This is a genomic window from Cobetia sp. PDI-23MA, assembly GCF_059507735.1.
Window position 1 is genome coordinate 2,792,588 of sequence record NZ_CM183352.1, and the last position, 12,639, is coordinate 2,805,226.

Below are 12,639 nucleotides of genomic sequence, written 5' to 3' on the forward strand. Positions count from 1 at the left end.
GCGCTCTGCCTCAATGATGACAGGCCGGGTTTGGCGGCCGGATCGTCCACGCCGGCCCGCACCGCGCTTCCCGGCGCTGCCTACCAGCAAAAGGCATGAAAAATGCATATAAAACGAGAGCTTATGGTAAAAAGTCCTAGTAACGACACTCTCGCGACAACAATAGAGAACATGCATGAGTCATCCGCTGTTTCACCTTGATTCCTCGCGCAAGGAAAGCCTGCAATTCCAGATTCGTGAGCAGATCTCCCAGGCGATTCTCGAAGGCCATCTGCCACGTGATGTCGCGCTGCCCTCGAGCCGCAAGCTGGCCCGCGAGCTGAATGTCGCGCGCAATACCGTGATGCTGGCCTACGAGCAGCTGCTGGAAGATGGCTTTCTCATCGCGCGCGAGCGCAGCGGTTACTTCATCAATCCCGAGATTCTCAAGGGTCGCGCCGATACGCCGGTGCGTCTCAATGACATCGAGGCCGACAGCCTCGACTGGGATGAGCGGCTGGCCTTCAAGCCGTCCAGGCAGCGCACCATCGAGAAGCCCGGTGACTGGCACCAGTACGACTACCCCTTCCTCTATGGTCAGCTGGACCCGGAATTCTTTCCCACCCAGCACTGGCGCGAATGCAGCCGCGACTCGATGAGCGTGCCGTCGATCCGCAGCTGGTCGGTGGACCACCTCAACAATGACGACCCGCTGCTGATCGAGCAGATCCATCAGCGGCTGCTGCCGCGCCGCGGTGTCTGGGCAAGCCCGGAGGAGATTCTGATCACGGTAGGTACGCAGCAGGCGCTGTGGATCAGCTGCATGCTGCTGCTCAAGCAGGGCCAGCGCTTCGCGATGGAGAACCCCGGCTACGTCGACATGTACAACATCGCCAGCACCTTCACCGATGACATCCAGCTGCTGCCCATCGACGACAAGGGCATGCAGCCGGTGGAGTCACTCAAGGACTGCCGACTGGTCTATGTCTCGCCCAGCCATCAATCACCGACCACCGTCACCCTGCCGCTGGAGCGTCGCCGCCAGCTGCTGGATATGGCCGAGACCGGCAACTTCCTGATCATCGAGGACGACTACGAGAGCGAGAGCAACTACGCCGACAACCCGACACCGGCGCTCAAGAGCCTGGACCGCCACAAGCGGGTCATCTATGTCGGCAGCCTGTCCAAGACTCTCGCCCCCGGGTTGCGACTGGGCTACATGGTGGCGCACCCCACGCTGATTCGAGAGGCCCGCGCCCTGCGCCGTCTGATGCTGCGCCATCCGCCGACCAACAATCAGCGTGCGGTGGGGCTGTTCATCGCGCGTGGCTATCACGACAGCCTGATCAATCAGATGCATCAGGTGATGCAGCGGCGCTTCCTGCTGATGCGCGACGCCATCCAGCGCCATCTGCCGATGATGAGCACGCCCGCGATCTACGGCGGCTCGTGCTTCTGGATGCAAGGCCCCGACACGCTCGATGCCCACCGCCTCGCTGCCCTCTCCCGTGAGCGCAGCATCCTGATCGAGGTCGGTGATCTGCACTTCTTCCACGATCGCGACAGCCATCGCCACTACTTCCGCCTCGGTTTCTCGGCGATTCCGGAAGCGCGCATCGAGACCGGCATTCTCAAGCTGGCCGAGCTGGTACCGCTGGCGATGGAGGCACCCGAAAGCGTCATCGACATGAGCGCCTGATTCTCGACAGGAGATTACGGGAAATGATTACCCTATAGCTAAAAAGAGACTCCCTGACTGACCAATAATACTTGGCAATCAGGGAGCCTCTTGTCTTTCGGGCAATTGCACTTGCAGACAATCGCACTTGCAGACTACTGCGCCTCATCCTTGAAGGCGTACCAGCGATACAGGCAACGCTGGCCGGTGCGGCGGAACGGTGCGAACAGCGGCGATTCGACCTTGTTGAGCACATTGGGATACGGCAGGCGTGACTGGAAGATCGGCAGCACCAGGTCCGCCGCGTCCCTGGCGATCCACTGTGCCAGACGCTTGCCCGCCTGGGCGGAGTACATCACGCCGTTGCCACCATAGCCCATCGCGTAATAGATGCTCTGCTTCGGGTCCGGCTGATGGATGCGCGGCATCATGTCGTGACTGACATCCACCCAGCCCCACCAGGAATAATCGACCTCGATGCCCTGCAGCGCGGGGAACTTGCGATGCATGTCGGCGATCAGCAGCTGCTCGTATTGCGCCTTGGGTGCGTCACGGCCTGACACGGCACTGCGACTGCCGATCTGCAGGCGGTTGTCCGGCAGCAGGCGGTAGTAGTGACGCAGCACCCGAGTATCGGTGAGTACCTGATGGGTATGGAAGCGGGTCGCCTCGATTTCCTGCGCCGTCAGCGGGCGCGTCACCAGCGAGTTGGAGAGCACCGGCATCAGCCGCTTGTCGAGCTCCGGATGCAGCTTGCCGGAGGTGTAACCGCCAGTGGCCATGCCCACCGAGCGCGCCTTGACCACACCACCCGGCGTCGTCAGATAGTGCACGCCATCGCGGGTCTCCCAGCTCTCCACCGGGCTTGCCGGGTGCACCTTGACGCCCAGGCGGCGCGCCTTGCGCAGATAGCCGAAGGCCAACTTGCCCGGGTGCACGCCGATGCCTTCCGGCTCGTGCATCGCGCCGCAGGCCTCTTCGTCGCCGACCCACTCGTTGCGCACCGTGGCGCCATCGATGATGCGGGCGTCGTAGTTGAAGGTCTCGCGCAACAGGCGCGCTTCCTTCTCCAGCCCCGGCATCATGCGCTCGCGGTGAGCGATATACAGATGGCCGCCCGGCTGCGGATCGCAGTCGATGTCCTTGATCAATTCCTTGAAATTCTCCATGCCCTCGACGCACTCGCGGTGCAGGCCGTGGGCGGCCTCGAGACCGTAACGCTCGATCCACTGCGAGCGCTTGAGGCGACCGGTGGCGCACTGCGCCTGACCGCCATTGCGGGTCGAACAGCCCCAGCTGACCCGATTGGCCTCCAGCACGGTGGCCTTGATGCCGTACTTCTCGGCCAGCACGATGGCAGCGGTCAGACCGGTGAAGCCGGAACCGACGATCACCACATCGGCGTCGATATCGCCCATCACCGGGCCATCGTCTGCCGGCGGCTCGCCGGCGGTGGCGACCCAGTAGGTCGGCGCGTAATCGCGCCCTTCGCCGGGGGTGGCGCTCACCATCGGGTCATAGGCCGGGTCATACGGCCGGGAGGCCTGAGTGGCCGGGCGCTGTGGTGACTCGCTGCCCACCTCATCTGGCCGGGCGCCATGCTGCACGATAGTTTCCATCTCGAACACCTCCTCTCACCCACGGGGCGCACGCCACGACCTGACGCCGTGACGCGCTGCCCCCCTGGGCAAAGACAGCTTCAGAAACCTCATCCCTGATCGATACGCCGCTGGCGCTCAGACGTTGACGGGCAGACGGTTCTTGCGGAAGGCGTTCTTGATCGCGATCTTGCCGTCACGCAGCGTGAAGGCGTCGATCATGCGCGCTTCGCTGCGCGCGCCATCGGCGGTGGTGCCGGTATAGGTGCTGATGACGAAGCCACGGTCGCCATCGGCGAAGATTTCCGCGTCGATCCACTGGGCATCCGGCGCGTTCTGCCAGGCAGCGGAGAGACCCGCACGCACGGCGTCCTGACCGGCGAAGGTCTTGCCTTCGAGTTCCGGCCCGGCGATGGCGAGGAATTCGCAGTCATCGGTCATCATCGACAGGCAGTCGTCGATGTCGTGACGGTTGAGGGCATCGCAGAAGGCAGTCAGCAGTTCGATGGTCGCTTGGTGAGTCATGGGTCGGGCTCCGCAGTCTTGTTGTTGGGCTTGTTGTTCGAGCGTGTCGTTTGAGCAAGGGCGACAGCAGGCGCTGCGCCATGACCCGAGACTACGCCGACACCTGCACTGCCCTTTAGCACCAGTTGACCACCAGCGATTGGGCCAGTTGGTACCAGCGCTGCTGCCCTGGCGCCAACTGGTCCCATCGCACCGCGCTGATGCCGTACCAAGGCCATCCGATCGCCGCCCTCGGACGATTCAGCCTGCGAGGGCCGTGGGCGCTGCCACGCCCGGTGGCGTGAAGGCCTCCGCTGACATGAAGCTCTCGCGCCCGAGCAGGATGTCACTGAGCAGGCGCGTGGCGGCGGGCGCCAGCACCAGACCATTGCGGTAGTGGCCGGCATTCACGTAGAGGCCGTTCAGCCCAGGCACCGCGCCGATGAAGGGCGTGCCATCCGGCGTGCCCGGACGCAGACCTGCCCAGTGATGTTCCGGCGCCAGATCCCCCAGCGCAGGCAGGATGCTCGCGGCGCTGGCATGCAGTGACTCGCGCGCCTGCGTGGTAGTGGACTTGTCGAAGTCCTGATGCTCCAGGGTCGAGCCGATCAGAATTCGCCCATCGGCGCGCGGAATCACGTAGCGGCCATCGCACAGCACCACACGCGACAATAGCGGCGCATACACGCTGCAAAGCCCCGCCGCCACCGGATTGAACACCATCATCTGGCCCTTTACCGGGCGCACCGGCAACAGCACACCGGCGGCGGCGAGCAACTTGCCACTCCAGGCGCCACCACACACCACGACGTTGTCTGCGCTGACGGTCTCATCAACAAGCCGGACGCCCGTGACACGCGACGGCGTGGCAAGCACCAGCTGGGTGACCTCGCACTCTTCACGCACCCGGATACGCGGGTGGGCCAGCAGACGCGCACGCAGCGCCTGACCGAGGCGCGGATTGCGGATGCTGCCCAGTGTCGGCATCCACAAGGCTTCCTGATGACCCGCGACCAGATTCGGTTCACGCGCGTAGAGCGCCTCCTGACCGATCACCTCCAGCGGCTTGTGCTGGGTGCGCGCCCAGTCCAGCGCCAGCGCCTCATCCTCGACCCGCAGGTAGATCAGACCCTTCTGGCGGTATTCGGGATCGATGCCGGTGGCGTCCTTGAGCGCCTCGGCAAGCCTGGGGTATTCGCCTTCTGACCAGCGTGACAGTGACGAGATGGCACTCGAATAGCGCCACGGATACAGCGGCGAGACGATACCGCCACCGGCCCACGATGCCTCGCGCCCGCACTGACCGCGCTCCAGCAGCGTGACCGTCTGGCCGGCCTCGGCCAGCTGCCACGCCATCATCATGCCGATCACGCCGCCACCAATGATCAGGGTATCGCTCATCTGCCTTGCTCCTGCGGGGGAATGAATAATCACAAATCTCATATTTCGATACGATTTGCATTATTTTTAGAAACAAAGCTATATTCAAGCCATTGCCGCCGTCCGCTTGCCACTGCATCCCCTGCAGCCAGTGCGGCCAGCCACCGACAAGAATGACGAGGGAGACACCCCGTGAGCGACGCCACCTTGACGCCTTCCAGCGATGCCCAACACCCTGCCGGCCCTGTCAGCGATGCCGAGCAGCCGCTGGCCGCTGGCCAGTTGCAGGCCACCGAACTGCGCAGCGTACGCGAGCTGTTCGATATCGACAGCGACCTCAAGGTGCCGGTATTTCTGCATCGAGACGCCCACGTGCCGGAAATCGACACGGCCTATCGCTTCAATCCCGATGTCACCCTCGCCATTCTCGCCGGCTTCACCAACAACCGCCGCGTGATGGTTCAGGGCCTGCACGGCACCGGCAAGTCGACCCATATCGAGCAGATCGCCGCGCGCCTCAACTGGCCGTGTCTGCGCGTCAATCTCGATGGCCATGTCAGCCGGCTGGATCTGGTCGGCAAGGACGCCATCGTGATTCGCGACGGCGTGCAGGTCACCGAGTTCCAGGAAGGCATCGTGCCCTGGTCGCTGACTCGCCCCATCGCGCTGATCTTCGATGAGTACGATGCCGGCCGCCCGGACGTGATGTTCGTCATCCAGCGCATTCTGGAGCGCGACGGCCACTTCACGCTGCTCGACCAGAATCGCGTCATTCGCCCGCATCCGCAGTTCCGGCTGTTCGCCACCGCCAATACCGTCGGGCTCGGCAATCAGGACGGGCTCTATCACGGCACCCAGCTGCTCAACCATGCGCAGATCGACCGCTGGAACATCGTCGCCAAGCTGGATTACCTGCCGCGTGAGGAAGAGGTGAAGATCGTGCTGGCGCGGGTACCCGCCAAGGACAACGAGCGTGGCCGCGCCCTGATTCGCGCGATGGTCGCGGTGGCCGACCTCACCCGCAAGGGCTTCGCCAATGGCGACCTGTCGAGCCTGATGTCGCCGCGTACCGTGATCACCTGGGCGGAGAACTGCGAGATCTTCCGCAACCCGGCGCTGGCCTTCCGTCTCTCCTACCTCAACAAGTGCGATGAGCATGAGCGACCGCTGGTCGCCGAGTTCTATCAGCGTTGTTTCGCCAAGGAACTGGAGGAATCCGCGGCGCTGATGGAAAGCGACCTGATGAATGAGCAGGACAGCGACAAGGGAGTCCGGGCATGAGTGCGGCCCAGCAGGTACGTCGTCGTCAGCAGTATCTCGAGGAGCTTGCGGCGGCGAGTCTCGGGGCACTCAGCGGCCAGGCCGGCTGGGCCTATCGTGGGCGGCGCCTGAGTCGGCATGCTCGGGCGCTGCCATTGCGCACGCCACATCTGCGCCTTGAGGAAGATGACTGTACGCTCGACAACTATCGCGCGGTCAGCGATGGCATCGCCCTGCGTCTGATCCACACCGACGAGGCGCTGCATCTGGCAGCGCGGCCGGCGCTGCCGGAAACCCGCCTGATCTATGACCTGCTGGAGCAGCTGCGCGTCGAGGCGCTGGTCGACCCTGACATGCCCGGCGTGAAGGAGAATCTGACGCGGCGCTTCACCGACTGGTGCCTGGCCTTCTATCACGCGGGCCTGACCGAGACGAGCAGCGGCATCCTCATCTACAGCGTCATCCAGTCGTGCTGGTCGCGCCTGATGGCCTGTGCGGTGATCCACGAGACGGAAGATTACATCGAGACGACGCGCGCCTCCTTCTATCAGGCGCTGGGCGCTGACATGGCGGGGCTGAGACGCACGCGTTTCGATCAGGCGGCCTATCAGCAGCACGCGCTGAACATCAGCCTGTGGCTGGAGCAGGAGCTGGCCGAATCGCTGGAGGAGCAGGACGGCGAGGAGGATGACGAGGCGGACGCCAGACAGCGCTTCGCGCTGTTTCTGGAAAACGAGGATGAGGAAGCGAGTCTGCTCGAGGAGCAGGCGGCATCACAGCTGCCGAGCCATCGGCGTGGCGCGCCGGAGGAATTGCTGCCCTATCAGGTGTTCACCACGGCCTATGACCGCGAGCTGGAACCGGCCAGACGCATGCGCGCGGCCCTGCTCGATGAGTATCGTCAGGCGCTGGATACGCGCCTGGCGGAGCAGAGGATCAACGTGCGGCGCCTGGCACGCCAGCTGGCACGCCATTTCAGCTCGCCACAGCGTGAGGGGTGGCACTTCGGGGAGGAAGAAGGAATCATCGATGGGCGGCGGCTGAGTCAGGTGATTTCCTCACCGGCCGAGCGGCGGGTCTTCCAGCGCGAGCGCTGGGTGCCCGAGGCCAGTGCGCAGGTCAGTTTCCTGATCGACTGCTCCGGTTCGATGAAGGTGCATGGCGAGGCGGTGGCGATGCTGATCGAGATACTCACCCGCGCGCTCGACATGGCCGGTGTGCCCACCGAGGTGCTCGGCTTCACCACTGGCGCCTGGAATGGAGGCCGCGCCCTGAAGGACTGGCGGCGCGCCGGCAAGCCCGCGCGTCCGGGCCGCCTGAATGAAGTGCAGTATCTGATCTTCAAGCCCGCCTCACTGGCGTGGCGACGTGCGCGGCGCAACTTCGGCGCCCTGCTCAAGGCCGATCTCTACCGCGAAGGCGTGGATGGCGAAGCCGTGCAATGGGCCTGCTCACGGCTCGCCGACAACGCCCCTGCCGACGAAGGCGCACGCCGTCTGCTGGTCGTCATCTCCGATGGCAGCCCCTGTGACAGCGCCACCAACACCGCCAATGACGAGCAATACCTCGACAGCCACCTCAAGCAGGTCGTCGCGCAACAGACTCGCTCCGGCCGCCAGGCCATTCTCGGCCTCGGCGTCGGGCTGGACCTCAGCGCCTACTACCCCAACCAGCTGATCATCGACCTCGAACGCACCCTCGACAACGCCCTCGCCGATGAAATCGTCTATCACATGGCGCTGGCGTGTCGGCATCAGGGGATGTGAGGCGAGACAGTATCTTCAGTTTTAGCTATCCATTGTGTGTGCTCTCTTGAGAATGCATTCTCAGCATCTCGGACAAAGTCTGAAAAATCAGAATCAGTATTAGAGTACTGAAGCTTTGTTTTAATAATGCCAATTTCATTAGCTGTTAGTGCATATGCTGAACTTATTTCTCTAAATCTTTTTAATTGCATCCACACTGGGCGGATGCAGGCTCTGAGTGCAACACTCTATTGAATTGAGGGTGGTGCTTCATTGTGTTTTGCCATCAGTTCATTCATCACCTCGATAGGGCATTTGAAGTCGAATCGTTTTCGAGGCCGCATATTCAGTTCGAAGGCAATGGCATCCAGCTCTTCCTGGCTGGTCAGCGACAGATCCGTTCCCTTGGGGAGATACTGGCGAATCAGGCCATTGATATTCTCGTTGCTGCCTCTTTGCCAAGGGCTATGGGGATCACAGAAGTAGATGGCGACGCCAGTATTTTGCGTGATAGCGGCATGCCTAGCCATCTCCCGTCCTTGGTCATACGTCAGGGTTTTTCGTGCTGCCAATGGCATTCTGTTCAGCGCGGCACTGAAGCCCTCTACGGCTGAGGTCGCAGTCGCATCATGCATCTTTGCCAGTATCAAGTATCCGCTACTGAGCTCTACAAGAGTGCCAACCGCTGAGGCATTGCCTTTGCCCTTGATCAGGTCGCCTTCCCAATGCCCAGGCATCTCGCGCTTGTCCACCTCGGGCGGGCGAAGGTGAATGCTGACCATGTCGGGGATCTGACCTCGGCGGTCCGTCTCACCACGGCGAGGCTTACGCGTACTTTTGCCATGCCGCAGGCAATGGATGAGCTCTTTGCGCAGTTGCCCAACTGGCAGCGCATAGATGGCGGTGTAAATTGTCTCGCGACAGACGTAGGCGTCTTCAAGCTTGGGTAAATTCATGTGTCGAAGCTTGCCGGCGATCTGCTCAGGAGACAAGTAGCGGCGGAGAAGGTACTCGACAAGCCTGAACCGCTCAGTACCGATGGAAAGCTTTCGCTTGGGCCGGCAAAAGCGCCGACGCTTTAGTCGCGACACTTGCGCGCGTTCAGCTCGGTAGTCGTTACCCGGCACACTATTTCGGCGAATTTCTCGGCTGATAGTGGAGGGAGAACGACTTAGGCATCGAGCAATGGCTCGGAGGCTCAGGCCTTGAGAGAGGCAAACCTGGATAGTGGCACGATCGGTGATGCTGAGTTCTGAGTATGACATGAGCGCAATACCTTACAGGGAAACTCAGGTGTTGCACTCAGAATCTGCGGCCAAGTTTCCTATCAGCCAAATTTTGAGACCTTACTTGCATCATACTATTGGTAATTTGATCATTAGTACAACTTTGACCTGAAAGAATCTCTCCTATTTGATTATTAGACCTCAAGATTTCAACAAGCAAGTCCGTGAATTTCTTATTAGCGTCTGATATTGACGCAGCGTCTAGGAAAGGATCTGCCCGCATCATATATCGCCAAGTAGCCGTTTTAACTGACTCAGCTACAGCTCTTGCGCCATACCATTTTCGCTCATACCGCTTCACTGCTATAAGGATTGAAATACCTAGTGCAGCTAAAAAAGAAAAAATACTTACCAATGATAAAATCATGCTTTGCACAGGACATATTGCTACACCAGCGCCAAGCAGCAAAATAACAATATGATATAGATGAGTCTTTAAGTGTAGGGTGCCGGATGATCGGATTTCACAACGAAGCTATCCTTTGTTAGCCTCTCGTGAGCTCATCAAGCAATTGATTCAGGAAAAGCTTCATGGACATCAAGCTGCATAAGCAAGCGACGACGACACCGAAAATCCGTGCCGACATCCAAGCAGCTCCCTCCAGCATGACGAACAAAGATCTCGCTCGTCAGTTCGGGGTCAGCGTCTCAACTATACAACGCTGGCGCTATCGTGATGATGTCCTGGATCGTTCCCACACACGTCATAACCTACTCGCGACTCTGACCTCAGAACAGGAAGAGATCGTCATCGCCGCACGTGAACTGCTTCGCCTGGGGCTCGATGATCTACTTGTCGTTGCTCGGGAATTCCTGAACCCAAATCTGTCGCGTTCCGCACTTCAGCGCATGCTCAAACGACGTGATGTACCGACTCTCGCCAAGCTGGCGCGTCAAGATGCGAAGGAGGACGAAAAGCCCAAGCATCGGCCTTTCAAGGATTATGAGCCCGGGTATGTGCACATTGATATCAAGCACCTGCCCCAAATGCCTGACGAAGATCAGAAGCGTTATCTCTACGTCGCGATTGATCGTGCCACTCGGTGGGTGTATCTGGAGGTCAGATCAAGTCAATCTGCAAAGGACGCCCAGGCGTTCATGAAGCGTGTGGAAGAGGAGGCTCCCTTCACGATTCGAACCGTGCTCACGGACAATGGTAAATCCTTTACCGATCGCTTCACCGTGGGTGGCGAACGTAAGCCCAGTGGAAATCATCTTTTCGACCAGGAATGTCAGAACCATGGTATTGAGCATCGATTGATCAGGCCAGGCAGACCCCAAACGAACGGGATGGTGGAGCGCTTCAATGGGCGTATCAGCGATGTTTTGGCGACTCGGCGTTATGACTCAAGTGAGGATTTAGAACAGACACTCGAGCGTTATTGCTGGCTCTATAATCACCACATTCCTCAGAAGGCACTACAGCACAAAGCGCCTATAGCAGCAATGAAGGAGTGGCAGGTCGAACGACCTGAGCTGTTTACGCAAGCTATAGTCAATCAGACGGAACCCGACATTTAAGTGCTTGGCCGCAGATTCTGAGTGCAACACCTGAGTTTCCCTGTAAGGTATTGCGCTCATGTCATACTCAGAACTCAGCATCACCGATCGTGCCACTATCCAGGTTTGCCTCTCTCAAGGCCTGAGCCTCCGAGCCATTGCTCGATGCCTAAGTCGTTCTCCCTCCACTATCAGCCGAGAAATTCGCCGAAATAGTGTGCCGGGTAACGACTACCGAGCTGAACGCGCGCAAGTGTCGCGACTAAAGCGTCGGCGCTTTTGCCGGCCCAAGCGAAAGCTTTCCATCGGTACTGAGCGGTTCAGGCTTGTCGAGTACCTTCTCCGCCGCTACTTGTCTCCTGAGCAGATCGCCGGCAAGCTTCGACACATGAATTTACCCAAGCTTGAAGACGCCTACGTCTGTCGCGAGACAATTTACACCGCCATCTATGCGCTGCCAGTTGGGCAACTGCGCAAAGAGCTCATCCATTGCCTGCGGCATGGCAAAAGTACGCGTAAGCCTCGCCGTGGTGAGACGGACCGCCGAGGTCAGATCCCCGACATGGTCAGCATTCACCTTCGCCCGCCCGAGGTGGACAAGCGCGAGATGCCTGGGCATTGGGAAGGCGACCTGATCAAGGGCAAAGGCAATGCCTCAGCGGTTGGCACTCTTGTAGAGCTCAGTAGCGGATACTTGATACTGGCAAAGATGCATGATGCGACTGCGACCTCAGCCGTAGAGGGCTTCAGTGCCGCGCTGAACAGAATGCCATTGGCAGCACGAAAAACCCTGACGTATGACCAAGGACGGGAGATGGCTAGGCATGCCGCTATCACGCAAAATACTGGCGTCGCCATCTACTTCTGTGATCCCCATAGCCCTTGGCAAAGAGGCAGCAACGAGAATATCAATGGCCTGATTCGCCAGTATCTCCCCAAGGGAACGGATCTGTCGCTGACCAGCCAGGAAGAGCTGGATGCCATTGCCTTCGAACTGAATATGCGGCCTCGAAAACGATTCGACTTCAAATGCCCTATCGAGGTGATGAATGAACTGATGGCAAAACACAATGAAGCACCACCCTCAATTCAATAGAGTGTTGCACTCAGAGCCTGCATCCGCCGTGTTTAGACTGCGATTGGTTAGATGCAGTGTCAGCAGCCCTATGTAACCCGGGATAGTCTTCAGCATTCATATCCCTAGCTCCTACATTGTAGCTAAACTTTGCAAATTTTCTTCACTCCAATCATGAACTCTAATACCATTATCTGAGAGACATTTCGGAATAGCTCCATAAACACCATTAATTCTAATAGCATATACAGGCTTACCTTTTTCGAAGGTCATTCTCACCTCATGAGGTACCCAATAGCTTCTATGCGTTTCATTACCTACAAAAACGATTGTTCTAGATGTACCACTAAGGCTTTTGGAAATTGCTTGCTTAATAACTGCCGAGTCTTCCGTTCTCCATCTTCTTAGCAAATCGCGAACTCTAAAACTCAAATTACTATACCTAGGATTAACTGCTCTTCCCTTGATAGTTAGAACAATCTCTCTATCAGCTTCCTTGAAGCTAAAAAATACCACATTAGACATTTTTCCACCCCTTACTATTAAGTAATTGCAATGATCACCCTTACCCTAATCTATATGTTAAAGCTTAGTAATTAACACATTCATAGCAAGACCATAGAATATAGGACTA

12 protein-coding genes are annotated in these 12,639 nt (G+C 59.1%); 5 read left to right on the forward strand and 7 right to left on the reverse strand.

The window, feature by feature from the left end; translation table 11 throughout:
• The first annotated feature begins 175 nt into the window (after positions 1-175).
• Positions 176-1,678 carry a MocR-like pyridoxine biosynthesis transcription factor PdxR gene (pdxR, locus tag AC5WNJ_RS11835; RefSeq protein ID WP_495929772.1) on the forward strand — a complete coding sequence of 501 codons (1,503 nt, stop codon included), beginning with the start codon at positions 176-178 and terminating at the stop codon, positions 1,676-1,678.
• Between the two features lie 134 nt (positions 1,679-1,812).
• Here pdxR and AC5WNJ_RS11840 read toward each other — a convergent pair whose 3' ends face one another.
• The 3 genes from AC5WNJ_RS11840 to thiO form a co-directional block, all read right to left on the reverse strand.
• The gene (locus AC5WNJ_RS11840) at positions 1,813-3,276 is read right to left on the reverse strand and encodes an NAD(P)/FAD-dependent oxidoreductase (RefSeq protein ID WP_495929773.1); all 1,464 of its coding nucleotides are present in this window, start codon (positions 3,274-3,276) and stop codon (positions 1,813-1,815) included.
• A 117-nt stretch (positions 3,277-3,393) separates the two neighbouring features.
• Complete coding sequence (locus tag AC5WNJ_RS11845) at positions 3,394-3,780, reverse strand: nuclear transport factor 2 family protein (protein WP_495929774.1); 387 nt, start codon at positions 3,778-3,780, stop codon at positions 3,394-3,396.
• Between the two features lie 240 nt (positions 3,781-4,020).
• Positions 4,021-5,160, reverse strand: coding sequence for a glycine oxidase ThiO (thiO, locus tag AC5WNJ_RS11850; RefSeq protein ID WP_495929775.1), 1,140 nt, complete (start codon positions 5,158-5,160; stop codon positions 4,021-4,023).
• A gap of 171 nt (positions 5,161-5,331) precedes the next feature.
• Here thiO and AC5WNJ_RS11855 point away from each other — a divergent pair, with 171 nt between their 5' ends.
• Positions 5,332-6,420, forward strand: a complete 1,089-nt coding sequence (locus AC5WNJ_RS11855; protein ID WP_495929776.1) for an AAA family ATPase — start codon at positions 5,332-5,334, stop codon at positions 6,418-6,420.
• Positions 6,417-8,165: a cobaltochelatase CobT-related protein gene (locus AC5WNJ_RS11860; protein WP_495929777.1), complete on the forward strand. Its 1,749-nt coding sequence runs from the start codon at positions 6,417-6,419 to the stop codon at positions 8,163-8,165. Before AC5WNJ_RS11855 ends, AC5WNJ_RS11860 begins: the two co-directional genes overlap by 4 nt.
• Here the strand turns inward: AC5WNJ_RS11860 and AC5WNJ_RS11865 are convergent.
• From AC5WNJ_RS11865 to AC5WNJ_RS11875, 3 genes are read right to left on the reverse strand one after another with little or no spacing between them, the layout of a single operon-like run.
• Positions 8,153-8,356, reverse strand: a complete 204-nt coding sequence (locus tag AC5WNJ_RS11865) for an SLATT domain-containing protein (RefSeq protein WP_495931050.1) — start codon at positions 8,354-8,356, stop codon at positions 8,153-8,155. The two genes, AC5WNJ_RS11860 and AC5WNJ_RS11865, sit on opposite strands and share 13 nt — an antisense overlap.
• Positions 8,357-8,392: 36 nt before the next feature.
• Positions 8,393-9,409 carry an IS30 family transposase gene (locus AC5WNJ_RS11870; RefSeq protein ID WP_495929778.1) on the reverse strand — a complete coding sequence of 339 codons (1,017 nt, stop codon included), beginning with the start codon at positions 9,407-9,409 and terminating at the stop codon, positions 8,393-8,395.
• A gap of 37 nt (positions 9,410-9,446) precedes the next feature.
• On the reverse strand, positions 9,447-9,893 hold the full coding sequence (locus tag AC5WNJ_RS11875; protein ID WP_495931051.1) for a DUF4231 domain-containing protein: 447 nt from the start codon (positions 9,891-9,893) through the stop codon (positions 9,447-9,449).
• A gap of 68 nt (positions 9,894-9,961) precedes the next feature.
• Here AC5WNJ_RS11875 and AC5WNJ_RS11880 point away from each other — a divergent pair, with 68 nt between their 5' ends.
• Both AC5WNJ_RS11880 and AC5WNJ_RS11885 read left to right on the forward strand, forming a co-directional pair.
• Positions 9,962-10,951 carry an IS481 family transposase gene (locus tag AC5WNJ_RS11880; RefSeq protein WP_495929779.1) on the forward strand — a complete coding sequence of 330 codons (990 nt, stop codon included), beginning with the start codon at positions 9,962-9,964 and terminating at the stop codon, positions 10,949-10,951.
• A 58-nt stretch (positions 10,952-11,009) separates the two neighbouring features.
• Positions 11,010-12,026, forward strand: a complete 1,017-nt coding sequence (locus tag AC5WNJ_RS11885; protein WP_495929778.1) for an IS30 family transposase — start codon at positions 11,010-11,012, stop codon at positions 12,024-12,026.
• 111 nt (positions 12,027-12,137) lie between these two features.
• Here AC5WNJ_RS11885 and AC5WNJ_RS11890 read toward each other — a convergent pair whose 3' ends face one another.
• Complete coding sequence (locus tag AC5WNJ_RS11890; protein ID WP_176677597.1) at positions 12,138-12,530, reverse strand: TIR domain-containing protein; 393 nt, start codon at positions 12,528-12,530, stop codon at positions 12,138-12,140.
• Positions 12,531-12,639: the final 109 nt, after the last annotated feature.

Bases quoted from the DNA above. Each gene is read 5' to 3' on its own strand.
- thiO (WP_495929775.1), bottom strand. From the start codon at position 5,160: ATGAGCGATACCCTGATCATTGGTGGCGGCGTGATCGGCATGATGATG.
- AC5WNJ_RS11885 (WP_495929778.1), top strand. From the start codon at position 11,010: ATGTCATACTCAGAACTCAGCATCACCGATCGTGCCACTATCCAGGTT.
- AC5WNJ_RS11860 (WP_495929777.1), top strand. From the start codon at position 6,417: ATGAGTGCGGCCCAGCAGGTACGTCGTCGTCAGCAGTATCTCGAGGAG.
- AC5WNJ_RS11890 (WP_176677597.1), bottom strand. From the start codon at position 12,530: ATGTCTAATGTGGTATTTTTTAGCTTCAAGGAAGCTGATAGAGAGATT.
- AC5WNJ_RS11865 (WP_495931050.1), bottom strand. From the start codon at position 8,356: ATGCAATTAAAAAGATTTAGAGAAATAAGTTCAGCATATGCACTAACA.
- AC5WNJ_RS11845 (WP_495929774.1), bottom strand. From the start codon at position 3,780: ATGACTCACCAAGCGACCATCGAACTGCTGACTGCCTTCTGCGATGCC.
- AC5WNJ_RS11880 (WP_495929779.1), top strand. From the start codon at position 9,962: ATGGACATCAAGCTGCATAAGCAAGCGACGACGACACCGAAAATCCGT.
- pdxR (WP_495929772.1), top strand. From the start codon at position 176: ATGAGTCATCCGCTGTTTCACCTTGATTCCTCGCGCAAGGAAAGCCTG.
- AC5WNJ_RS11870 (WP_495929778.1), bottom strand. From the start codon at position 9,409: ATGTCATACTCAGAACTCAGCATCACCGATCGTGCCACTATCCAGGTT.
- AC5WNJ_RS11840 (WP_495929773.1), bottom strand. From the start codon at position 3,276: ATGGAAACTATCGTGCAGCATGGCGCCCGGCCAGATGAGGTGGGCAGC.